At 71.6% G+C, this 23,952-nt stretch carries 17 protein-coding genes; 11 read left to right on the top strand and 6 right to left on the bottom strand.

Annotated features, from left to right (window positions below; genetic code table 11):
- The first annotated feature begins 168 nt into the window (after positions 1–168).
- Entirely contained in the window at positions 169–2,175 is a 2,007-nt protein-coding gene (locus ACIQPR_RS35350) for a beta-galactosidase (RefSeq protein ID WP_403656884.1), read from the top strand.
- 75 nt (positions 2,176–2,250) lie between these two features.
- Positions 2,251–3,393 (top strand): arabinogalactan endo-beta-1,4-galactanase, encoded by a 1,143-nt coding sequence (locus tag ACIQPR_RS35345; RefSeq protein ID WP_403656881.1) that lies wholly within the window; start codon positions 2,251–2,253, stop codon positions 3,391–3,393.
- A gap of 131 nt (positions 3,394–3,524) precedes the next feature.
- On the opposite strand, the gene ACIQPR_RS35340 is transcribed toward ACIQPR_RS35345, so the two are convergent.
- Positions 3,525–4,727 (bottom strand): FAD-dependent oxidoreductase, encoded by a 1,203-nt coding sequence (locus ACIQPR_RS35340; protein ID WP_403656878.1) that lies wholly within the window; start codon positions 4,725–4,727, stop codon positions 3,525–3,527.
- 56 nt (positions 4,728–4,783) lie between these two features.
- Positions 4,784–6,049 carry an ATP-grasp domain-containing protein gene (locus tag ACIQPR_RS35335; RefSeq protein ID WP_403656875.1) on the bottom strand — a complete coding sequence of 422 codons (1,266 nt, stop codon included), beginning with the start codon at positions 6,047–6,049 and terminating at the stop codon, positions 4,784–4,786.
- A 196-nt stretch (positions 6,050–6,245) separates the two neighbouring features.
- Here ACIQPR_RS35335 and fahA point away from each other — a divergent pair, with 196 nt between their 5' ends.
- The 8 genes from fahA (at position 6,246) to ACIQPR_RS35295 (ending at position 15,811) form a co-directional block, all read left to right on the top strand.
- Positions 6,246–7,460, top strand: a complete 1,215-nt coding sequence (gene fahA, locus ACIQPR_RS35330) for a fumarylacetoacetase (RefSeq protein WP_403656872.1) — start codon at positions 6,246–6,248, stop codon at positions 7,458–7,460.
- A gap of 273 nt (positions 7,461–7,733) precedes the next feature.
- Positions 7,734–8,672 (top strand): M56 family metallopeptidase, encoded by a 939-nt coding sequence (locus ACIQPR_RS35325; protein WP_403656869.1) that lies wholly within the window; start codon positions 7,734–7,736, stop codon positions 8,670–8,672.
- Between the two features lie 231 nt (positions 8,673–8,903).
- Positions 8,904–9,692: a GntR family transcriptional regulator gene (locus ACIQPR_RS35320; protein ID WP_403656866.1), complete on the top strand. Its 789-nt coding sequence runs from the start codon at positions 8,904–8,906 to the stop codon at positions 9,690–9,692.
- Between the two features lie 36 nt (positions 9,693–9,728).
- Positions 9,729–9,956: a ferredoxin family protein gene (locus ACIQPR_RS35315; RefSeq protein WP_010986276.1), complete on the top strand. Its 228-nt coding sequence runs from the start codon at positions 9,729–9,731 to the stop codon at positions 9,954–9,956.
- Between the two features lie 15 nt (positions 9,957–9,971).
- Entirely contained in the window at positions 9,972–11,318 is a 1,347-nt protein-coding gene (locus ACIQPR_RS35310; protein ID WP_403656863.1) for an ABC transporter substrate-binding protein, read from the top strand.
- Positions 11,315–12,247, top strand: coding sequence for an ABC transporter permease (locus ACIQPR_RS35305; RefSeq protein WP_403656860.1), 933 nt, complete (start codon positions 11,315–11,317; stop codon positions 12,245–12,247). Before ACIQPR_RS35310 ends, ACIQPR_RS35305 begins: the two co-directional genes overlap by 4 nt.
- Positions 12,231–13,034 (top strand): ABC transporter ATP-binding protein, encoded by an 804-nt coding sequence (locus ACIQPR_RS35300; RefSeq protein WP_403656857.1) that lies wholly within the window; start codon positions 12,231–12,233, stop codon positions 13,032–13,034. Before ACIQPR_RS35305 ends, ACIQPR_RS35300 begins: the two co-directional genes overlap by 17 nt.
- Before the next feature lie 11 nt (positions 13,035–13,045).
- Complete coding sequence (locus ACIQPR_RS35295) at positions 13,046–15,811, top strand: fumarate reductase/succinate dehydrogenase flavoprotein subunit (protein ID WP_403656854.1); 2,766 nt, start codon at positions 13,046–13,048, stop codon at positions 15,809–15,811.
- 92 nt (positions 15,812–15,903) lie between these two features.
- Here ACIQPR_RS35295 and recQ read toward each other — a convergent pair whose 3' ends face one another.
- On the bottom strand, positions 15,904–17,946 hold the full coding sequence (recQ, locus tag ACIQPR_RS35290; protein ID WP_403656851.1) for a DNA helicase RecQ: 2,043 nt from the start codon (positions 17,944–17,946) through the stop codon (positions 15,904–15,906).
- Positions 17,947–18,199: 253 nt separating this feature from the next.
- Here recQ and ACIQPR_RS35285 point away from each other — a divergent pair, with 253 nt between their 5' ends.
- On the top strand, positions 18,200–18,763 hold the full coding sequence (locus ACIQPR_RS35285; protein ID WP_403656848.1) for a hypothetical protein: 564 nt from the start codon (positions 18,200–18,202) through the stop codon (positions 18,761–18,763).
- A gap of 63 nt (positions 18,764–18,826) precedes the next feature.
- Here the strand turns inward: ACIQPR_RS35285 and nuoN are convergent, their stop codons facing one another.
- The 3 genes from nuoN to nuoL are packed head-to-tail and all read right to left on the bottom strand — an operon-like array spanning position 18,827 to position 23,951.
- Complete coding sequence (gene nuoN / locus ACIQPR_RS35280; protein ID WP_403656845.1) at positions 18,827–20,482, bottom strand: NADH-quinone oxidoreductase subunit NuoN; 1,656 nt, start codon at positions 20,480–20,482, stop codon at positions 18,827–18,829.
- Entirely contained in the window at positions 20,479–22,050 is a 1,572-nt protein-coding gene (locus tag ACIQPR_RS35275) for an NADH-quinone oxidoreductase subunit M (protein WP_403656842.1), read from the bottom strand. The genes nuoN and ACIQPR_RS35275 overlap by 4 nt, the downstream gene beginning before the upstream one ends.
- Before the next feature lie 5 nt (positions 22,051–22,055).
- Positions 22,056–23,951 carry an NADH-quinone oxidoreductase subunit L gene (gene nuoL, locus ACIQPR_RS35270; RefSeq protein WP_403656839.1) on the bottom strand — a complete coding sequence of 632 codons (1,896 nt, stop codon included), beginning with the start codon at positions 23,949–23,951 and terminating at the stop codon, positions 22,056–22,058.
- Between the last annotated feature and the right edge of the window lies 1 nt (position 23,952).

Below are 23,952 nucleotides of genomic sequence, written 5' to 3'. Positions count from 1 at the left end.
CTCTGTGACCGTGCACAGTAGAGAATTGTTTCGGACCCTTGTCAATGGCTGTCGCCTGGGGTTACCTACTTGTTGCTGATGGGTGCGAGCCGTGAACATCCATGTGCACGATCACAGAATCACTCGCTTTTACGTCGCCTCAGTCGCCGATCCCCCGGGAGTGAACCCATGCCGTCCCCCGTCCCCCACGACCGTCTGCCGCTCGCCTTCGGAGGTGACTACAACCCCGAGCAGTGGCCGCGCGAGGTCTGGGAGGAGGACGTACGGCTGATGCGGGAGGCCGGGGTCACGGCGGTCTCCCTCGGCGTCTTCTCCTGGGCCCGCCTGGAACCGCGGCCGGGCGTGTACGACTGGGAGTGGCTCGACACGGTGCTCGGTCTGCTGCACGGCGCGGGCATCGCGGTGAACCTCGGCACCCCGACCGTCGTACCGCCCGCGTGGTTCTACCGCGCGCACCCCTCCGCGCTGCCGGTGACCCGCGAGGGCGTGCGCCTCGCCTTCGGCTCGCGCGGCGCGATCTGCCACTCGAACCCCGACTACCGGGCGGCGGCGACCACGATCACGACAGCCCTGGCCGAGCGCTACGGCGACCACCCGGCGGTGGTGCTGTGGCACGTCCACAACGAGTACGGCGCCCCCGTCCTCGCCTGCTACTGCGATGTCTGCGCGGCGGCCTTCCGGGGCTGGCTGCGCGAGCGCCACGGCACCCTCGACGCCCTCAACCACGCCTGGGGAACGGCGTTCTGGGGCCAGCAGTACGGCGACTGGGAGGAGATCACCCCGCCGCGCGCGACCCCGTCCGTATGCAATCCCGGCCAGCAACTCGACTACCACCGCTTCGCCGACGCCCAGGCCCGCGCCAACTTCACCGCCGAGCGGGACATCCTGCACCGGCTCTCCCCCGGCGTGCCCGTCACCACCAACTTCATGGTCGCGCCGAGCCAGGGCCAGACCGTCGACTACTGGGCCTGGGCGCGGGAGGTCGACCTCGTCACCAACGACCACTACCTGATGACGGACGGCCGCCGCACTCATGTGAACCTGGCGCTCGCGGCGGACCTGACCCGCTCGGTGGCGGGCGGCGGCCCGTGGCTGCTGCTGGAGCACGCCACGTCCGGGGTCAACTGGCAGCCGTACAACCCGGCGAAGCGCCCCGGCGAGATGGCCCGCAACTCACTCGGGCACGTGGCGCGCGGCTCCGAGGGCGCGATGTTCTTCCAGTGGCGGCAGTCGCAGTCCGGCGCGGAGAAGTTCCACACGGCGATGCTGGCGAACTCCGGTACGGACAACCGGGGTTGGCGCGAGGTGACGGAACTCGGCGGCCGGGTCGCGGAGTTGGGCCGGGCCGGGCTGCGGGGCACCCGGACGCGCGGTGACGTGGCGATGGTGTGGTCGTGGGACTCCTGGTGGGCGCAGAGCCTGGAGTGGCGGCCGAGCCGGGACCTGGACGCGCGCGAACGCCTGGACTCCTTCTACGAGGCGCTCTACGACCGGCACTTGACGGTGGACTTCCTGCCGCCGACCGGCTTGGGGGACCTGGACCCGGCGCGGTATCCGCTGCTGGTGGTACCGCAGTTGTACTCCGCCCCGGCCGGGGTGGGGGCGGACCTGGAGCGGTACGTGTCGCGGGGCGGGACGCTGCTGGTGTCGTTCTTCTCGGGGATCGTCGACGAGAACGACACACTGCACCCGGGCGCGTATCCGGGGGCGCTGCGGGACGTACTGGGCCTGACGGTCGAGGAGTTCGACCCCCTGCTGCCCGGGGAGACGGTCCCGGTCCGGGGCGCGGACGGTTCGTCGTACACGGCGGATCTGTGGTCGGAGGTGGTGATCCCGGGTGCGGGCTGCGAGACCATCGCGGTCTTCGCGGACGGCCGTACGGCGGGCGGGGCGGCGCTGACCCGGCACGCGGTGGGGTCGGGGGCGGCGTGGTACCTGGCGACCCGGTTGACGGGGGCCGATCTGGCCGCCGTGGTGGACCTCGCCCTCGCGGACGCGGGGATCACACCGGTCGATCTGCCGCGCGATGTCGAACTCGTCGTACGGGAGGGCGAGTCGGGCACGTTCCGCTTCGCGGTGAACCACACCGACAGCGAGGTGAAGGTGGTGCTGCCGGACGGCAGCAGGGCTGCGGTACCGGCGGGCGGGGTGGAGGTCTTCCGCGACCCGCGCTGATCAGCCCATTGATCGACTTCCTTGTTCTGAAGCTCAGTCGCTTCTTTCTTTCTGCCAGTGAAGGGGAACTTCGTAATGCGCAGACGCAGTGTTCTCGCGGCGGCCGGTGCGGCCGCGCTCGCGGTGCCGGTGCTGGGTGCGACGCCCGCCGTCGCCGCCGACCGGCGCCGCCTGGAGATCCGGGGCATGGACATCTCGTCGCTGCCGAAGGACGAGGCCTTCGGCGCGGTGTACCGCCGTGCCGACGGCCGCCGGGACGACCCGATCCGCATCCTGGCCGACGCCGGTGTCACCCACGCCCGGCTCAAGGTCTGGGTGAACCCGGCCGACGGCTACAACGACAAGCGGCACATCCTGCCGCTGGCCAAGCGGCTGCGGCGCGCGGGCATCGGCATCTGGGTCGACTTCCACTACTCCGACACCTGGGCCGACCCCTCGCACCAGACCAAGCCGGCGGCCTGGGCGGACCTGGACGTGGCGGGCCTGACGCGGGCGGTCTACGACCACACCGCCGACGTGCTGGGCGCGCTGCGCCGCCAGGGCACACCGGCCGACCTCGTCCAGATCGGCAACGAGATCAACGGCGGCCTGCTCTGGCCCACCGGCAAGAACTGGGGTGACGACGCCGGGGGTTGGGGCAACCTGACGGCCTTCCTGAAGGCGGGCCTGTCGGCGGCGCGTGACACCACCCCCCGCATCCGCACGATGCTGCACATCGCCTCCGGCGGCGACAACGGCACGTCCCGCTGGTGGTACGACAACGTGGTGGCCGACGGGGTCGACTTCGACATCATCGCCCAGTCGTACTACCCCTTCTGGCACGGCGCCCCGGCCGCCGCGGCGGCCAACCTGGCCGACCTGGCCGCCCGTTACGACAAGCCGGTGCTGATCGCCGAGACGGCGTACCCGTTCACGCTGGAGAGCGAGGACGCGACGAACGACATCATGTACGACCCCTCGCAGCTCACCGAGGGCTACCCGGCGACCCCGGCGGGCCAGGCGGCGTGGCTGCGCACGGTGGCCGACCTGATGGCGAACGTCCCGGACGGCAAGGGCCTCGGCCACTGCTACTGGGAAGGCGTCTGGACCTACCGCAAGGGCGACGGCTGGGACCCGACCGACCCGACGTCGGGCAACGCGTGGGAGAACCTGGCCCTGTTCGACTTCCAGGACCGGGCGCTGCCGGGGCTGCGGACACTGGGCCGGTACCGGTCGTAGCACCCGCCCGCGCCCCACAGCGGGAGGGCGGAGGGGCCCGGGGACGGGGGCGAACCGGGGTGGGCGGTGGATCCGGACGGCGAGTGGGCCTCGCCCTCCGGATCGCCCGCACACACCTGACGGTCCGTCACCTACCCGTGTGCCGACGCCAGATGCTTCGCCAGCCGCGGTGACGCGAACTCCGTGCCGCACACGAACCGCATCACCGGCCCGTACGACGACGCGGCCGGGAGTCCGGTGAAGTACAGGCCCGGCACCGACGACACATACCCGGCGCCGAGCTTCGGCGTGCCCCGGCTCACCGCCAGCCGGGTGCGCAGTTCGTGGCCCAGGAAGTCCATCGCCGCGATGTCGACCCGATAGCCCGTCGCCGCGATGACGTGGTCGGCGGTGAGCTGCTCGGTGCCGCCGCCGTACGGGGCGACGGTCAGCGCCGGGCTGCCGTTCGCCGCGTCCGCCCGTACGATCCGGTCGACCTCGCTGACCTGCACCTTCCCCTCGAACCGCGCGCGCAGCCACCACGCGCCGAGCGGCCCGAGCACCCGGCGCACCAGGTAGTGGCGGCTCGCCTCGGGGAGGCGGCGGTACGGCTGGGGGTAGTAGCTGAGCGCCCACAGGGACCAGGCCCGGCCGAAGGGCGACTCGGGGCGCAGCTTGGGCTGGTCCCAGGGGGCCGCGCCGAACGCGACCCGGCCGTGTCCGCGCGAGACGATCCGGACCCGCGCGCCCGCCTCCGCCGCGAGGACCGCCGTCTCCAGCGCGGACTGGCCGGCGCCGACGACGATCAGTTCCCTGTCCTTGAACCCGCTGAGGTCATGGTGCTGGGAGCTGTGCGAGACGGGACCGGTGGGCGCGGGCCCGTCGGCCGCCGCTGCCGCCAGCTCGGGCGGGAGGTGGGCCAGGCCGGACAGCCCCGTCGCCACCACGACCGCCCGGGCCGTGAACAACTCCCCCGAATCCAGCTTGAGTTCGAAGCCGCCGCCCTTGTTCCGGTCCACCGACACGACCCGGACCCGCTCCAGCTCGGGCACCAGCTTCTGCTGGAACCACTCGCCGTACCCGATGAAGGTCTCGACGGGGATGATGTCCTCGTCGGTGACCAGGCGGGGTATGCCGGCCGCGTCGCAGTAGTCGACGAGCTTGTGGCCGGGCTGCGGGGCGTCGAAGCTGGAGGCGGCGGGGGTCGACTTGAGGAGCATCCCGACGGGCATGTGCTCGCGCCAGCTGACCATGGGCTCGCCGAAGACCCGGACCGGGATGCCGCGCGCCCTGAGATGGGCGGCGGTGGACAGGCCGAACGGGCCGGCGCCGATGACTGCTACCGGTTGAATCACGAAGTCCCTCCCCAGGACGTCAATTCGTCACTTCGTGGTGGAGCCGCGGCCAACGGTCACTGGCCGCCGGTGCTGCTGCCGCGCCGGTTGCTGCGCCACAGCTGATACAGGTGTTTCGCGCCCGGCCGCACGAAGCGGGCGAGCATCGTGAAGAACGGCCGCAGGTCGTCACCCGCGAGCCAGGCCAGCTCGGTCCCGCTCGCCCGCGCCGGCGCGTGCGGCGTCGTATAGCCGCTGCGGCGGTAGGCGAGGAGGGCGGGCAGGTCGATGTTCTCCACGATGTACCGGTGGCCGGCGCGCTGTTCCCCCTCCGGAACGGGGCGGCCGGTCAGGTCGAGGTGCATGGCGCGGACGACGTCCACTCCCCACTCGTTCTCGAAGAGCCGGAACTGGGCGCCCATGCGGGGGTTGAAGTCGAGCAGTTTGTACTGGCCGTCGCGCCGGTCGAAGCGCAGGTCGAGATCGACGATCCCGGTGAAGCCGATCTCTTTGATGAAACGGGCGGCGAGGTCCGAGAGTTCCGGATTGTCGACGACGTACGCGTTCGCCGTCATTCCCGCGTGCGGCGGCCAGGAGCGCACCTTGACGCCGGTGAACATGGCGAGGGGGGTGGAGTCCCGGTCGAAGTAGGCGTGCACGATCCAGTCCTCGGCCTCCTCCCTCGGCAGGTACTCCTGGAGGATCACGCCGGGGTGCTCGCCCCAGTCGCGGGCCAGCGCGAGGAGCCCCTCGCGGGTGGCGATCCTCGTGGTGCCGTGCACCGCGGGCCGGGAGCGTCGTACGAACGCCTCCCTGTTCTTCGCCACGATCGGGAAGCGGGCCTTCTCCGCGAAGTCGGCGATGTCGTCGTAGGACTGCGGGAAGGCGGCGGCGGGGCTCGGTATGCCGTGTTCCGCGCAGAGTTCGTGCAGTCCCTGTTTGCTGGCGAGGCGGCGCGGCAGCTTCGGCTCGACGCGGGGTAAGAGGAAACGGCCGGTGAGCGCGTCCTGGTGCTCGGCGATCAGGACGGCGGCCTCCTCGTCGGTGGGGATGAGGACGGCGGGACGGCCGATGCGGCGGCCGATGCGCAGCAGTCCGTCCACCAGTCGTCCGGGTTCCTCGGTTCCGCTCGTCGGCCAGACGAACGCGCGCTCCAGGTAACGGGACACCGCGGCCGGCGTGTAACGGTCCTCCGTGATCGCGTACATCGGCACGCCGAGGCGCCCCAGACTGCGGATCGCGCCCACCCCGCCGTGGTGCAGCGGATAGGCACCGAACTTCACGATCAGGCCCGGCACCGAGCGGTCGGCCTCGAAAGGCACACCGCTGGTGCTGTCGGCCACGGGTCCCCCCACGTGTCCCCCCTACGGACCGGACCCACCCCGTCCATGTCCCCCAAAGGACGCTAAGCCGGAATTGCCGCCTCCGACAAGACCTATTCGGACATTGCGAACTCTTTAGACACTGCCGGTCCGTGCAACTCACCCGTAACGTGTGGCGCGGCCACATGCGAGTACGTACGAGAGTGAGGCACCACCCATGCCCCCCTTCGATCTCCCCGAGGGTGATCCCTTCGGCCCGCACAACCTTCCCTACGGCGTTTTCTCGCCCCTCGGCTCGGACGAGCGGACCGTCGGCGTCCGGCTCGGCGACCAGGTGCTCGACGCGGGCGCCGCCGCCGCCGCGCTCGGCTCGCCGTACGTCTCCCTGCTCGCGCACCCCACCCTCGGCCCGCTGCTCGCCGCGGGCCGTACCGCCTGGTCGGACGTCCGGCGCGCGCTGACCGCGTGGGTGACGGTGCCCTCCCACCAGGAGACGATCGCCCCCTGTCTGCACCCGCTCGGCGAGGTGACCCTGCACCTCCCCTTCGAGGTCGCGGACTACGTCGACTTCTACGCCTCCGAGAACCACGCCCGCAACGTCGGCCGTATCTTCCGCCCGGACGCCCCGGACTCCCTCACCCCCAACTGGAAGCACCTGCCCATCGGTTACCACGGCCGCGCGGGCACGGTCGTGGTCTCGGGCACGGATGTCGTACGGCCCTCCGGGCAGCGCAAGTCCCCGTCCGACCCCGCGCCCGTGTTCGGCCCGTCCGTCCGCCTCGACATCGAGGCGGAGGTCGGCTTCGTGGTCGGAACCCCGTCGCGGCTGGGCGAGCCGGTGGCGCTCGCCGACTTCCGCGAGCACGTCTTCGGACTGTGCCTCCTCAACGACTGGTCGGCGCGCGACATCCAGGCCTGGGAGTACGTCCCCCTCGGCCCGTTCCTCGGCAAGTCCTTCGCGACGTCGGTGTCGGCGTGGATCACCCCGCTGGACGCGCTGGAGGACTCGCGCGTGGCCCCACCGCAGCGCACGCACGACCTCCTCCCCTATCTGGACGACTCGGCGGAGGAGCCCGGCGGCTACGACCTGCGCATCTCGGTCGCGGTCAACGGCCACGTCGTCGCCGAGCCGCCGTTCTCCACCATGTACTGGACCGCCGCGCAGCAACTCGCCCAGATGACGGTGAACGGCGCCTCCCTGCGCACGGGCGACCTCTACGGCTCGGGCACGGTCAGCGGGCCGACGGAACGTGAGCGCGGTTCGCTGCTCGAGCTGACCTGGAACGGCCGCGACACCCTCGAACTCCCGGACGGCAAGCGGACGTTCCTGGAGGACGGCGATGTCGTGACCCTGACGGCATGGGCCCCGGGCACGGACGGAACCCGGCTGGGCCTCGGCGAGGTCACGGGACGGATCGTGGCGCGGGGCTGAGGTGGGGGGCGGGGGTGAAGAGGAGGGTGAGGTGGAGGGCGGGGACGCGTGGGACTGCCTCGGGTCGCCGGCTTGCGGCGGGTCGGCGGTGCGGCCGGTGCTGCGACCGGTGGTGCGGTCGGTGCTCGCCGTACACCTGACTCCGGCCGCGCGGACCGTCATACTGACGGCGGGTGGGCCCACACCTCGTGCGCTCGCCCTCGGGTACAGCCGCACCCGCGCCCCCGTTCGCCCCTCTGTCTGTGCCGTTGACCAGGATCCGGAGCCCGTGGCATGACTGTCTGCCTGCTCCTGCTGAGCGTCGTCGCCCTCTCGGCCGCCGTGCCGGTGCCGCGCGCGCTGACCCGGGCCGTGTGGCCCGAGCGGGAACCCGTGGTCGGCCTGTGGGCGTGGCAGTGCCTGGTCGCGACGGTGCTGCTGTGCTGTCTGGGCGCCCTCGTGCTCGGCGCGGCGGCCGTCTTCCACACCGTCCGCGACCATGTCTTCGCCCCGGCCCCGCCCGCCGTCACCGCGGCCTACGACCTCTCCGGCGTCCCCGTCTGGGCCGTCGCCCTCACGCTGTCGCTGGCGTGCGGCGCGGCCTGGACGACCGCGATGCTGGCCCGCGAACTCGCCGAGGCCCGCCGCCGGCGCGGCCGGGCCCGCGCGCATCTGCGCGAGCGCGCCCCGGACCTGCCCGCCGGGCTGCCTCCGGCGCGCGGTCCGCTGCTCGTCCTGGAGGACGAGTACCCGGACGCGTGGTGGATGCCCGGCCATCCGCCCCAACTGGTCGTCACCACGGGTGCCCTGCACCGCCTCACCGGACACCAGCTCGACGCGGTCCTCACCCACGAACGCGGTCACGCCCGCGCCCACCACGACTGGTTGCTGCACCTGTCGACCGCGCTGGCCTCCGGCTTCCCGCGCGTCCCGCTGTTCGCCCACTTCTGCGACCAGACCCACCGCCTGGTGGAGCTCGCCGCCGACGACACCGCGTCCCGTCGCTGCGGCCACCTGACCACGGCACTGGCCCTGATCGAACTCAACAACCACCGCGGTGTCCTCTCCTGCGCCTCCAGCCACCGCCTCCTCGGCGAACGCGTCGACCGCCTCCTGACCCCGCGCCCGAGGCTGGGCCGCCGGCGCCGCGCCCTGACGACGACGGTGGCGGCGCTGATCCCCCTGCTGCCGCTGCTGATCGTGTTCGCACCGGGACTGACGGCACTGAGCTGACGGCGCCGGCCTGCCTACCCGCCGGTCGGCCGGCGCGGAAGCGGGGACTCGGAGGTGAGGGCCCGGAGGTGACGGCGCGGAGGTGACGGCGCGTGGCGCTGGTCGGCGAACGTGGCAGATCTCCCCCGCCCGTGACCATCCGCCCAGCTCAGCCGCCCCGTCGCCGGAGGTCCCGGTGGCGCAACACTCCCGCAACACCGCATTCCCTACCTGCTCGCTATGGTTCGGAACATGCCACCCACGGACCGCATCCGAGACCACGCCGGACAGGGCGCGACCACCGTCGCCGCCCACCGCGCGCGGCGACGGCTGCGGGCCGACCAGGCCCGGCAGCTCGCCGATCTGCTGCGCCACGAGCTGCTGGCCGACGGCTTCCCGGACGGCACGCTCCCGCACGAGAGCACCCTCGCCACGGAGTACGGCGCCTCCCGCAACACGGTCCGCCAGGCCCTGGACCTGCTGCGCGCGGAAGGCCTCGTCGACCGGCTGCCCGGCGTCGGCACGGTCGTCGTGGCGCGGAAGTACCCGCACGGCCTCGACCGCCTGATGGGCCTCGCGGAGACCCTGCACGAACACGGCCAGGTCACCAACGAGGTCCGCACCCTGGGCCCCGCCCCGGCACCGGCCACGGTCGCCGCCCGCCTCCGCGTCCCGCCCGGCGCCGACGTCCTCTACGTCGAACGCCTGCGCCGCCTGAACGGCATCCCCCTCTCCCTCGACCTCACCTATCTCCCGCTCGACATCGGCACCGCGCTGCTCGACGCCGACCTGGAGAACACCGACGTCTTCCGCCTCCTGGAGTCCGTCACGGGCCAGGGCCTCGGCCACGCCGAGATCACCCTGGAGGCCGTGAACGCGGACGCGCACTCCGCCGCCGTACTCGAAGCCCCGCGCGGCGCGGCCGTGTTGATGCTGGAACGCCTCACCCACCTCGCCGACGGCCGCCCGGTGGACCTGGAGTTCATCCGCTTCCGCGGCGACCGCATCACCATGAGCGGCCTGCTGCACCGCTCCCTCTGATCTCGCCCTCCTGCTCGTACCTCCCTGGAGACAGCCATGCCCTTGGCGCCCCAGCGGGCCGACGTGCCCGTGACCATCGACGAGTCGAAGTGCATCGACGGCTGCACCCTGTGCGTCGACATGTGCCCGCTGGACTCCCTGGCCATCGACGAGAGCAACGGCAAGGCCTACATGCACGTCGACGAGTGCTGGTACTGCGGCCCGTGCGCGGCCCGCTGTCCCACCGGAGCCGTCACGGTCAACATGCCCTATCTGCTCCGTTGAGAGGCCCGAACCCCCATGAAACGCACGGCAGTCGCCCTGTCCGCGGTCGCCCTGCTGCTGCCCCTGTCCGGCTGCGGCGGCAGCGCGCAGGCCGGTAGCGGCAGCACGGTGACGATCACGATCGGCTACCAGTCGAAGACCATCAACACCGTCACCGCCGGCACCCTCCTGCGCTCCCTCGGCTACTTCGAGCAGCGGCTCGACGCCCTGCACGACGGCCACACCTACAAGGTCGCCTGGCAGGACTACGCGACCGGCGCCCCCATCACCGCGCAGATGACCGCCGGGAAGATCGACATCGGCTCGATGGGCGACTTCCCGCTGCTCATCAACGCGGCCCGCGGCAAGCAGCTCGGCCAGCCCACCCGGCTGGTCTCCGTCACCGGCTACAACCTGCGCGGCGGCCTCAACACCATTGTCACCGCGCCGAGTTCGAAGCTGTCCTCCCTCACGGACCTCAAGGGCAAGAAGGTCTCCACGAGCGTCGGCTCCGCCGCCGACGGCACCCTCGTCCGCGCCCTGCAACGCGCCGGCATCGACCCCGACAAGGGCATCGAGAAGCTCAACCAGCAGCCCGCGGTGGGCGCTTCGGCCCTCACGGCGGGCAGCGCGGACGCGCTCTCCCAGTTCGTCGCCTGGCCCGGCCTGCTCGCCTACCAGGGCCGCGCGAAGGCCCTCTACGACGGTGCCCGACTGAACCTCCCCACCTTCCACGGCGTCACCGCCCGCGAGAACTTCGCGAAGCAGCACCCCGCCGTACTCGACGCGTTCCTCAAAGCCCAGGCCCAGGCGACCGACTACCTCACCGCGCACCCGGTGACCGCCGCCGAGAAGGTCGCCAAGGCCACCGGCCTGCCCGCCGAGGTCGTGTACCTCTACAACGGCGCCCACGGCATCGCCACCTTCGACCCGGCCCTCAAGCCCCAACTGGTCTCCGCCCTCAAGCAGGACGTCTCGGTCCTGAAGTCGGCGAAGCTCGTCGGGGACGTGGATGTCGACGCGTTCGTGGACGACAGCTACGTGAAGCGGGCCCTGGGCACGACGGCGTACGCCCGCCGGCTCGCCGCGACCCCGCCCGCCGCGGCGAGCGAGGCCTGGCCCAAGAACTCCGAGCGGACCCTCACCTTCAAGTCCCCCACGGAACTGCTGACTTACATCGCCGCCCACCGCACCGCCCTGCGCGCCGCCTATGTGCCGGACGCCACCACCGGCACGCTCTGGTTCGCCGACCGGGCGGTATGGGTGAGCGACGGGGCGAAGCTGCTGCCGTTCGTGACCCCGGAGACCGCGCGGACGTACGTCACCGCACACGGCGGCGCCCGGGTCGTCACGTACGCCGAGGCCCTGGAGCAGGCGTCGTGACCCGGTACGCAGCTCGGTATCCGAAGCGGGCGGGCCGCTACGCCCTCCGGCTCGGCTCGCTGGCCGCCGCCCTCGGCGTCTGGCAGCTGCTGACCAGCCTGAACGTCGATCTGTGGCTGCGCTTCTCGCAGTTCCCCACGGTCGCCGACGTGGCCCGCGCCTTCGCCGACCGGGTCACCGGCGACGACTACTGGACGGACCTCACCGACAGCCTCACCCGCATCCTCACGGGTTTCGCTCTCGCGGCCGTCCTCGGCGTGGCGGCCGGCGTGCTCGTGGCCCGCTCCCGTCTCGCCGAGGACCTGCTCGGCCCGCTCGTCGAGGTGCTGCGCCCGATCCCCGCCATCGCCCTGGTCCCGGTCGCGATCCTGCTCTTCCCCTCCAACGAACAGGGCATCGTCTTCATCACCTGCACGGCCGCCTTCTTCCCGGTCCTGGTCTCCACCCGGCACGCCGTCCGGGCGCTGACTCCCGTGTGGGAGGAGGCGGTCCGCACGATGGGCGGCGGCCGGTGGCGGGTCCTGTTCTCGGTGGTCCTGCCAGGCGCGCTGCCCGGCATCTTCGGCGGTCTGTCGGTCGGCATCGGTGTCTCGTGGATCTGTGTGATCTCCGCCGAGATGATCTCCGGCCAGTACGGCGTCGGTTACCGCACCTGGCAGGACTACACGGTCGTCGACTACCCGGGTGTCTTCGTCGGCATGGTCACGATCGGCCTGCTCGGCTGGCTCACGTCCACGGCCGTGGAACTCCTCGGCCGCCGCCTGACCCACTGGCTGCCGCGCACGTCGTACGTCCCGGCCGGCCGCGCCCCACGACCCGCGCACGGCACCGCACCGGCCGCACCGGCGAACGCCGCACCCCAGGAGGGCCCCGCATCCCAGGAGGGCCCGACACCCCAGGAGGGAGTACCCCATGAACAGCTCGCCTGAGGTCCGGTCGCCCTCCGGGACGCGCGCCGGGGGCGAGACGCGGGCCGACTCCCGTACCGGCGCGGCCCTGGCACTGCGCTCCGCCGCCCTCGGCCGCCCCGGTGCTCCCGTCCTGGACGCCGTCGACCTCGACGTCTCCCCCGGCGAGATCCTCACCGTCGTGGGCCCCTCGGGCTGCGGCAAGTCCACGCTGCTGCGCACCCTCGCCGGACTGCTGCCCCCGCTCTCCGGCGAGGTCACCCAGGACGGCCGCCCGCTGACCGGCCCCGGCGCCGACCGTGCCCTGATCTTCCAGGACGACGCCCTCCTGCCCTGGCGCAGCCTGCGCGCCAACGTCGAACTGCCGCTCGCCATCAAGAAGTCGCCGCGCGCCGAGCGCCGGACCCAGGCGGCGGCGTGGCTCGACCGGGTCGGACTCACCGCGCAGGCAAGCCAGTTGCCCCACCGCGTCTCCGGCGGACAGCGCCAGCGCGCCCAACTCGCCCGCGCCCTCGCCGGAACCCCGCGCGCCGTCCTGATGGACGAACCCTTCGGCGCCCTCGACGCCCAGACCCGCGCCGGCATGCAGGACCTGCTGGTCGAGGTGTTGCGCGGCACCGGCGCGACCGTCGTCTTCGTCACCCACGACGTGGACGAGGCCCTGTACCTCGGCGACCGCGTCGCCCTCCTCGGCGCCGGCCGGCTCCTCGCCGTACGCGAGGTACCGCGTCCACGGGACCGTGCCGCGCACGACGATCCCGCGCGCGCGGCGCTGCGCCGCGACGTCCTGACCTCGCTCGGTTCCTGAAAGGCCCCCTGGTGACCACCTCCGCGCACCCGCCCCTGGAGATCCCCTCGCTCGCCGAGGCCGAAGAGCTGACCTGCGACGTCCTGGTCATCGGCGGCGGCACGGCCGGCACCATGGCGGCCCTGACCGCCGCCGAGCACGGCGCGGACGTCCTCCTCCTGGAGAAGGCGCACGTCCGCCACTCCGGCGCGCTCGCCATGGGCATGGACGGCGTCAACAACGCGGTCATCCCCGGCCGCGCCGAACCCGACGACTACGTCGCCGAGATCACCCGCGCCAACGACGGCATCGTCGACCAGTCCACCGTCCGCCAGACCGCCACCCGCGGCTTCGCCATGGTGCAGCGCCTTGAGTCCTACGGCGTGAAGTTCGAGAAGGACGAGCACGGCGAGTACGCGGTCCGCCAGGTCCACCGCTCCGGCTCGTACGTGCTGCCGATGCCGGAGGGCAAGGACGTCAAGAAGGTCCTGTACCGGCAACTGCGGCGGCGGGAGATGCGGGAGCGGATCCGCATCGAGAACCGGGTGATGCCGGTGCGCGTACTCACCTCCGGTGGCCGCGCGGTGGGCGCGGCGGGCTTCAACACCCGTACCGGCGGCTTCGTCACGGTCCGCGCGGGCGCCGTGATCCTCGCGACCGGCGCCTGCGGACGCCTCGGCCTGCCCGCCTCCGGCTACCTGTACGGCACGTACGAGAACCCGACGAACGCGGGCGACGGCTACGCGATGGCCTACCACGCGGGCGCCGAGCTCACCGGCATCGAGTGCTTCCAGATCAACCCGCTGATCAAGGACTACAACGGCCCCGCCTGCGCCTACGTCGCCAACCCCTTCGGCGGCTACCAGGTCAACCGGCACGGTGAACGCTTCGTCGACTCCGACTACTGGTCCGGCCAGATGATGGCCGAGTTCGCGGCGGAGGTCGCGAGCGACCGGGGGCCCGTGTACCTGAAACTGAGCCACCTCCCGGAGGAGTCGATCTCCGCCCTGGAGTCGATCCTGCACTCCACGGAACGCCCCACCCGGGGCACCTTCCACGAAGGCCGCGGCCACGACTACCGCACCCACGACGTCGAGATGCACATCTCCGAGATCGGCCTGTGCGGCGGCCACTCGGCCTCGGGCGTACGGGTCGACGACCACGCCCGGACGACCGTCCCCCGGCTGTACGCCGCCGGCGACCTCGCGTGCGTCCCGCACAACTACATGATCGGCGCGTTCGTCTTCGGTGACCTCGCGGGCGCGGACGCGGCCCAGTACCGGCCCTACGAGGGCGAGTTGCCCGCCGACCAGCTGCGTGACGCGCACGAGCTGGTCTACCGCCCGCTGCGCAACCCGGACGGCGCGCCGCAGCCCCAGGTCGAGTACAAACTGCGCCGCTTCGTGAACGACTACGTGGCCCCGCCGAAGTCCGGCGCCCGCCTGTCGCTCGCCCTGGAGGCCTTCGAGCGGATGCGTGCGGACATCGCCGGGATGGGCGCCCGTACCCCGCACGAACTGATGCGCTGCGCCGAGGTCACCTTCATCCGCGACTGCGCGGAGATGGCGGCCCGCGCCTCCCTGGCCCGCACGGAGTCCCGCTGGGGCCTCTACCACGACCGCCTCGACCATCCGGCTCGCGACGACGTCTCCTGGTTCCACCACCTCGATCTGCACAAGTCCCCCTCCGGTGCGATGGAGTTCACGGCCCGACCCGTGGCCCCCTACCTGGTTCCGATCGAGGACTTCACCCCGACCGGTGGTCCCTCCCGCCGACTCGGCGAGATCCATCCCGAGAACGTCGCCACGGCGGGCTCGCGGGAACTCGCCCCGCTGGTGTCCCCCGCCGAGCCGCGGCCGACGTACTCCCTTACTGCTCCGGCTCCCGCCGCCGAAGAGTCCTCCTCCCGTCTCCTGGAACTCGTCGCCCTCGCCGAGCAGGAACCCGAACTCGACGCCCTGCGCCCCTACTTGACCGACCCGGCGGCGGCCGTCCGGCGCGAGGCGGTCACCGTCCTGACGGAGACCCTCCCCACCGGCACGGGCCCCGCCCTCGCCGAGGCCCTTCGCGACCCCGCCGCCGAAGTCCGCACGGCCGCCGCGGCCTCACTGCGCGAACTGGTGGAGACGCTGCCGCCCTCCCCCGCCCTCCGCGACGGCCTCGCCGCCGCCCTGGCCGAGCCCGACCCGGTCGTCCGCGCCGCCGCCCTCGACGTCCTGCGCGCGCTGCGCCTCGGCGACGCCGGCCTCTTCGCCCGCTCCCTCTCCGACCACGACACCGCCGTCCGCATCGAGGCCGTCCGCGCCCTCGTCTCGGTCGACGCCACCGCCGAACTGGCCCACGCGGCGCCGTCCGACCCCTCCCGCGAGGTGCGCGTCACCTTCGCGAAGGCACTGGGGACGGTGGCGGCGGGACGCCTTCTGGACACCCCCGCCGAGCCGGCGCTCACCGCCCTCACCACTCTCGCCGACGACCCGGACGCCCTGGTCCGCGCCGCCGCCTACGGTGCCCTGGGCACCACCGGCTGCCCGGCGCCGCTCACCGCCCGTGCCGTGGCCGCGTTGGCGGACGCGGCCTGGCAGGTGCGGGCCGGTGCGGCGACCGCGCTGTCCGCCGCCGACCCCGAGACAGCGGTCCCCGCCCTGGCCAAGACCCTGGCCGACCCGAACGCCGACGTACGCAAGGCCGCCGTGCTCGCGCTGACCCGGCACCGCACCACCGACGCCCGCGCGGCTCTCGCCACGGCGACGGCCGACTCGGACGCGGACGTCAGGGCGTACGCGACCCGCGCCCTGTAGGAGCTGCCCCCGCACGGGCCAGTCCCCCTACATCGAGTCCTCGGGCTCCGGCTCCGGTTCCGGCGCCAGCTTCGGCTTCGGCTTCGGCTCCTCTACATCCAGTCCTCGGGCTCCGGCTCCTCGTCCATCTCGGGCCAGTGGTCCGCTCCGGGATCGGCACCGGTCGCCGCCGAAGCCGCAGTCGGAGCCGCCGCCGGGGCGAGTGCTGGGGCGGGTGCCGGAGCCGGAGTCGCGTCCGGCGCCGCGCCCAGTGCGGCCAGGACTCCGACCACGCCCTCGCCGTACGTCGCCAGCTTCTTCTCGCCGACTCCGCTGATCTCTCCCAACTGCCCCACCGAGGTGGGCCACACCGTCGCGATCTCTCTCAGCGTGGCGTCGTGGAAGATGACGTACGCCGGGACGCCCTGCTCACGGGCCTGTTCGGCGCGCCAGGCGCGCAGGGCCTCGAAGGCGGGGCGGAGCGACTCGGGCAGTTCGGCCGCCGCGGCCTTGGCCTTGCGCTCGCCCCGGCCGGAGGACGAGGAACCCGACCGCGAGTTCGCCGGCTTCTTGGGCTCCTTGCGCAGCGGGACCTCCCGCTCGCGCCGCAGCACGGTGCCGCTCGCCTCGGTGAGCACCAGCGTGCCGTACTCCCCCTCTACCGCCAGCAGCCCCTGGGCGAGCAACTGCCGTACGACGCCCCGCCATTCGCCCTCGGCCAGGTCCTCGCCGATGCCGAACACGGAGAGCTGGTCGTGGTCGAACTGGATCACCTTGGCGGTGCGGCGCCCCATGAGGATGTCGACGATCTGCACGGCGCCGAACTTCTGGCCCCGCTCCCGCTGGAGCCGTACCACCGTCGACAGCACCTTCTGCGCGGCGACCGTGCCGTCCCAGGTCTCCGGCGGGGTGAGGCAGGTGTCGCAGTTGCCGCAGGCCGCCGCGTGAGGGTCCTGGCCGAAGTAGGCGAGCAGTTGGCCGCGCCTGCACTGCGCGGTCTCGCACAGCGCGAGCATGGCCTCCAGGTGGGCGGCGGCGCGGCGGCGGAACGCCTCGTCGCCCTCGCTGGACTGGATCATCTTGCGCTGCTGTATGACGTCGTTCAGGCCGTACGCCATCCAGGCCGTGGACCGCATTCCGTCGCGTCCGGCGCGGCCCGTCTCCTGGTAGTAGCCCTCGACCGACTTGGGCAGGTCGAGGTGGGCGACGAACCGTACGTCCGGCTTGTCGATGCCCATGCCGAAGGCGATGGTCGCGACGACGATCAGTCCGTCCTCGCGCAGGAACCGCGACTGGTGCGCCGCGCGGGTGCCCGCGTCGAGGCCCGCGTGGTACGGGACCGCCTCGATGCCGTTGCGGGACAGGAACTCGGCGGTGGTCTCGACCGACTTGCGCGACAGGCAGTACACGATGCCCGCGTCGCCCGCGTGCTCCTCGCGCAGGAAGCTCAGCAGCTGCTTCTTGGGGTCGGCCTTGGGCACGATCCGGTACTGGATGTTGGGGCGGTCGAAGCTCGCGACGAAGTGCCGGGCGTCCGGCATCCTCAGCCGCTGGGTGATCTCCTTGTGCGTGGCGTCCGTGGCCGTGGCCGTGAGGGCGATCCTCGGGACGTCGGGCCAGCGCTCGCCCAGGACGGAGAGGGAGAGGTAGTCGGGGCGGAAGTCGTGGCCCCACGAGGACACGCAGTGCGCCTCGTCGATCGCGAACACCGAGATCTTGCCGCGCGAGAGCAGGTCCAGGGTGGAGTCGAGCCGCAGCCGCTCCGGTGCGAGATAGATGAGGTCCAGTTCGCCGGCGAGGAACTCGGCCTCGACCACGCGCCGCTCGTCGAAGTCCTGCGTGGAGTTCATGAACCCGGCGCGCACGCCCAGTGCCCGCAGCGCGTCGACCTGGTCCTGCATCAGCGCGATGAGGGGGGAGACGACCACGCCCGTGCCGGCTCTGACCAGGGACGGGATCTGGTAGCACAGCGACTTGCCGCCGCCGGTCGGCATGAGGACCACGGCGTCGCCGCCGGCCACCACATGCTCGATGACCTCTTCCTGCGCGCCGCGGAAGCTGTCGTAGCCGAAGACCCGGTGGAGCGTGGCCAGGGCCTCGCTCTCGCCGTGTGCCGTCGGCGTCCGTACCTCGGTCGTCACAACCGTCCCGCCCATCCCGTGCATCGCTCGTCCCCCGTACGTCGTCCCTCGACCACTGCGTCCACGATAGGGGTCCGCGCTGACAGCGTCGGAGTTATCCACAGGCGGGCGGCGGGGACCGGGTGCGGTCAGTCGAATGGCTCCCGTCGCATGGCGCGGCCTGTGCGGCCGGAAGATGCTGCTCGGGCGGGCCGGGGGAGGTCCGCCACGCCATCGAACGGACGGCGCGCCCTGCGCGGACGCCTCCCGAAGTCCAAGGAGCCCCACCATGTTCCCTCGGCCGCTGTCCCTTCGGCCGCTGTCCCCTCGGCCTCCGTCCGCCCGGTTCTCGCGGGGCGCGGTCAAGACCGCCGTCGCGGTGGCGACGGCCGCGGCCTTCGCGCTGACCGCCGCCCCGGCCCAGGCCGTCTCCGGTCCGGACCCGGCGGTGTGGACGACGCTGAGCAAGACGTACCAGGCCACCTCGAAGTACGGGTACGAGGCGTTCGCCGCGGGCGGCGGCTACGCACGCACCGACACCTGTGTCTCCGACCCGGCCGAGGGCGGCATGGGCTACCACTACGTCAACCCGGCGAATATCGGTTCACTCGATCCGGCGAAACCGGCGGCCCTGCTGTACGCGGACGGGTCCGGGTTCGTCGAGGGGCGCCGGCTGGTCGCCGTGGAGTGGGTGGTGAAGGACTCGGGACAGGCCGCGCCGACGCTGTTCGGACAGACCTTCCAGAAGGACCAGCTGCCCGGCTATTTCACGCTCCACGCCTGGGTCTACGAACCGAACTCCAAGGGCCTGTTCGCGCCGTGGAACCCCGAGGTCGTCTGTCCCTCGGGCTGACCGCAGACACGCGAAGGCCCCGGCCCCCCTCGCGGGGACCGGGGCCTTCGGCTCGCGCTCAGCTCAGCGGGCGAAGATGCCCGCCTGGTTGGCCAGGTCGAGGAAGTACTGCGGGGCCACACCGAGGACGAGCGTGACGGCCACGCCGATCCCGATCGTCGCCATGGTCAGCGGGGACGGGACCGCGACGGTGGGGCCGTCGGGCCTCGGCTCGCTGAAGAACATGAGCACGATCACGCGGATGTAGAAGAACGCGGCGATGGCGGAGGAGAGCACACCGACCACGACCAGCGGGGCCGCGCCGCCTGCCGCCGCCGCCTTGAACACGGCGAACTTCCCGGCGAAGCCCGCCGTCAGCGGAATGCCCGCGAAGGACAGCAGGAACACGGCGAACACCGCCGCGACCAGTGGTGACCTCCGGCCGAGCCCGGCCCACTTGGACAGGTGGGTCGCCTCGCCGCCCGCGTCCCGTACAAGGGTGACGACCGCGAAGGCGCCGATCGTCACGAACGAGTACGCGCCCAGGTAGAAGAGCACGGACGAGACGCCGTCCCGGGTGGTCGCGATGACGCCCGCGAGGATGAAGCCCGCGTGCGCGATCGACGAGTACGCCAGGAGCCGCTTGATGTCGGTCTGGGTGATCGCGACGATCGCGCCGCCCAGCATCGTGATGATCGCCACGGCCCACATCACGGGCCGCCAGTCCCAGCGCAGACCCGGCAGCACGACGTAGAGGAGCCGGAGCAGCGCGCCGAAGGCGGCCACCTTGGTCGCGGCGGCCATGAAGCCGGTGACCGGGGTCGGGGCGCCCTGGTAGACGTCGGGCGTCCACATGTGGAACGGCACCGCGCCCACCTTGAACAGCAGCCCCATGACGATCATCGCGCCGCCGATGAGCAGCAGCGCGTCGTTGCCCATGGTGTCCGCGAGGGCGGGGTTGATGTTGGTGATGGAGCCGTCGACGACCTGCGCGATCGTGGCGTACGACATCGAGCCCGCGTAGCCGTAGAGCAGCGCGATGCCGAACAGGGTGAACGCGGAGGCGAAGGCGCCGAGGAGGAAGTACTTGACCGCGGCCTCCTGCGACAGGAGCCGCTTGCGGCGGGCCAGGGCGCACAGGAGGTAGAGCGGGAGGGAGAAGACCTCCAGGGCGACGAACAGGGTCAACAGGTCGTTGGCGGACGGGAAGACGAGCATTCCGGAGACCGCGAAGAGCAGGAGCGGGAACACCTCGGTGGTGGTGAACCCGGCCTTGACGGCGGCCTTCTCGCTGTCGCTGCCGGGCACGGACGCGCCCTGTGCGGCGAAGGAGTCGACCCGGTTGCCGTGCGCCTCGGGGTCGAGGCGCCGTTCGGCGAAGGTGAACAGGCCGAGGAGGCCGGAGAGCAGGATCACGCCCTGGAGGAACAGGGACGGTCCGTCGACCGCGATGGCGCCCATGGCCGCGATGTGCGCCTTGGTGGTGCCGTATCCGTCCGCGGCCAGCGCCACGACCGCCGCGAAGGCGGCGCAGAGCGCCACGACGGACACGAACACCTGGGCGTAGTAACGGGACTTGCGCGGCACGAACGCCTCGACCAGTACCCCGATGAGCGCCGCGCCGAGGATGATCAAGGTGGGCGACAACTGCCCGTACTCGATCTTCGGGGCGGGGATCTTCGAGATCGGGTCCACGGTCGCCGCCGTTGTCCACAGGCTGTGGACGGCTGTTGCGCTCACTTGGCCGCCTCCACCGAGGGCTTGGGATCCTTCTTGTGTACGTCGGACAGGGTCTGCTTGACCGACGGGTTCACGATGTCCGTGATCGGCTTCGGGTAGACGCCGAGGAAGATCAGCAGCACGATCAGCGGGGCGACGACCAGGAGTTCACGAGGTCGCAGGTCCGGCATCGTGGCGACCTCGGGCTTCACCGGGCCGGTCATCGTCCGCTGGTAGAGGACGAGGGTGTACAGCGCGGCCAGGACGATGCCGAAGGTCGCGATGATCCCGATCGCCGGGTAGCGCGAGAACGTGCCGACCAGGACCAGGAACTCGCTCACGAAGGGCGCCAGGCCCGGCAGCGACAGGGTGGCCAGACCGCCGATCAGGAAGGTGCCGGCGAGCACGGGGGCCACTTTCTGCACCCCTCCGTAGTCGGCGATCAGACGCGAGCCGCGCCGCGAGATCAGGAAGCCGGCGACCAGCATCAACGCGGCCGTGGAAATACCGTGGTTGACCATGTAGAGCGTCGCGCCGGACTGGCCCTGGCTGGTCATCGCGAAGATGCCCAGGATGATGAACCCGAAGTGCGAGATCGACGCGTACGCCACCAGCCGCTTGATGTCCCGCTGTCCGACCGCGAGCAGCGCCCCGTAGATGATGCTGATCAGGGCGAGGACGAGGATGACGGGCGTCGCCCATTTGCTGGCCTCGGGGAAGAGCTGGAGGCAGAAGCGGAGCATCGCGAAGGTGCCCACCTTGTCCACGACCGCCGTGATCAGTACGGCGACCGGGGCGGTGGACTCCTGCATGGCGTTGGGCAGCCAGGTGTGCAGCGGCCACAGCGGCGCCTTCACCGCGAAGGCGAAGAAGAAGCCGAGGAACAGCCAGCGTTCGGTGTTGGTCGCCATGTGCAGCGTGCCGTTGGCCCGCGCCTGGGCGATCTCCTGGAGGGAGAAGTTCCCGGCCACTACGTAGAGGCCGATCACGGCGGCCAGCATGATGAGTCCGCCGACCAGGTTGTAGAGCAGGAACTTGACGGCCGCGTACGAGCGTTGGGTGGCCGCCGCCTCGTCGCCGTGCTCGTGGGCCCGGTCCCCGAAGCCGCCGATGAGGAAGTACATCGGGATCAGCATGGCTTCGAAGAAGATGTAGAACAGGAAGACGTCGGTGGCCTCGAAGGAGATGATCACCATCGCCTCCACCGCGAGGATGAGGGCGAAGAAGCCCTGGGTGGGCCGCCAGCGCCTGCTGCCGGTCTCCAGGGGGTCGGCGTCGTGCCAGCCGGCCAGGATCACGAACGGGATCAGCAGGGCTGTGAGCGCGATGAGCGCGACCGCGATGCCGTCCACACCCAGCTCGTAGCGGACCCCGAAGTCGGCGATCCAGGCGTGGGACTCGGTGAGTTGGTAGCGGTCGCCGCCGGGGTCGAAGCGCACCAGGACGACGATGCCCAGCGCGAGCGTCGCCAGCGAGACGAGCAGCGCCAGCCATTTCGCGGCGGTGCGCCGGGCGGCCGGGACGGCGGCCGTGGCGACCGCCCCGAGGGCCGGGAGCGCCGCCGTCGCTGTCAGGAGGGGAAAGGACATCGGTATCAGACCGCCCTCATCAGCAGGGTCGCGGCGACGAGGATGGCCGCACCGCCGAACATCGAGACCGCGTACGACCGCGCGTAGCCGTTCTGGAGCTTGCGCAGCCTTCCGGAAAGGCCGCCCATGGAGGCCGCCGTGCCGTTGACGACGCCGTCGACCAGGGTGTGGTCGACGTAGACCAGGGAGCGGGTGAGGTGCTCGCCGCCGCGCACCAGGACGACGTGGTTGAAGTCGTCCTGGAGGAGGTCGCGGCGGGCGGCCCGGGTGAGCAGCGAACCGCGCGGTGCGACGGCCGGGACGGGACGGCGCCCGTACTGCGCCCAGGCGATGGCGACACCGACGACCAGCACGACCATGGTGGCCAGGGTGACCGTCAGGGCGCTGACCGGGGAGTGGCCCTCCTCGTGGCCCGTGATGGGCTCCAGCCAGTGCAGGAAGCGGTCGCCGATGCCGAAGATGCCGCCGGCGAAGACCGATCCGAAGGCCAGCACGATCATCGGGATCGTCATGGTCCTCGGGGACTCGTGCGGGTGCGGCTCGTTGCCGTTCTCGTCGGGCTGCCAGCGCTTCTCGCCGAAGAAGGTCATCAGCATCACGCGCGTCATGTAGTACGCCGTGATGGCCGCGCCCAGCAGGGCCGCGCCGCCGAGGATCCAGCCCTCGGTGCCGCCCTTGGCGAAGGCCGCCTCGATGATCTTGTCCTTGGAGAAGAAGCCGGACAGGCCCGGGAAGCCGATGATGGCGAGGTAGCCGAGGCCGAAGGTGATGAAGGTGACCGGCATGTACTTCCTGAGGCCGCCGTACTTCCTCATGTCGACCTCGTCGTTCATGCCGTGCATGACGGAGCCGGCGCCGAGGAAGAGCCCGGCCTTGAAGAAGCCGTGCGTCACCAGGTGCATGATCGCGAAGACGTAGCCGATGGGGCCGAGTCCGGCGGCGAGCACCATGTAGCCGATCTGCGACATCGTCGAGCCGGCGAGGGCCTTCTTGATGTCGTCCTTCGCGCAACCGACGATCGCACCGAACAGGAGCGTGACGGCGCCGACGACGGTGACGACGAGCTGCGCGTCCGGGGCCGCGTTGAAGATCGCTCCGGAACGGACGATCAGGTACACGCCCGCGGTCACCATGGTCGCCGCGTGGATGAGGGCCGAGACCGGGGTCGGGCCCTCCATCGCGTCGCCGAGCCAGGACTGGAGCGGCACCTGGGCGGACTTGCCGCAGGCGGCGAGCAGCAGCATCAGGGCGATGCCGGTGAGCTTGCCCTCGGAGGCGTCACCGACGTGGCTGAGGACCGGGCCGAAGGCGAAGGTCCCGAACGTCGTGAACATCAGCATGATGGCGATCGACAGGCCCATGTCGCCGACCCGGTTGACCAGGAAGGCCTTCTTCGCGGCGGTGGCCGCGCTGGGCTTGTGCTGCCAGAAACCGATCAGCAGGTAGGAGGCGAGACCGACGCCCTCCCAACCGACGTACAGCAGAAGGTAGTTGTCGGCGAGGACGAGGATCAGCATCGCCGCGAGGAACAGGTTCAGATAGCCGAAGAAGCGGCGGCGGCGCTCGTCGTGCTCCATGTACCCGACCGAGTACAGGTGGATGAGCGAGCCGACACCGGTGATCAGCAGGACGAAGGTCATCGACAGCTGGTCGAGGCGGAAGGCGACGTCCGCCTGGAAGCCCTCGACGGGGACCCAGGTCCACAGGTGCTGCAAGAGCGTCCGGTGCTCGGCGTTCTTCCCCAGCAGGTCGGTGAAGAGGACGACACCGATCACGAAGGAGGCGGACGACAGGAGCGTGCCGATCCAGTGGCCGACGGCATCGAGCCGCCGGCCGCCGCACAGCAGTACGACCGCTCCGAGCAGAGGCGCCGCTACCAGCAGCGCAATCAGGTTCTCCACG

The organism is Streptomyces sp. NPDC091280, from assembly GCF_044768565.1.
In the GTDB taxonomy this organism is placed as follows: domain Bacteria; phylum Actinomycetota; class Actinomycetes; order Streptomycetales; family Streptomycetaceae; genus Streptomyces.
The sequence above is the reverse complement of the archived record's forward strand: the minus strand, read 5'-3'. Positions and strand labels throughout refer to the sequence as shown.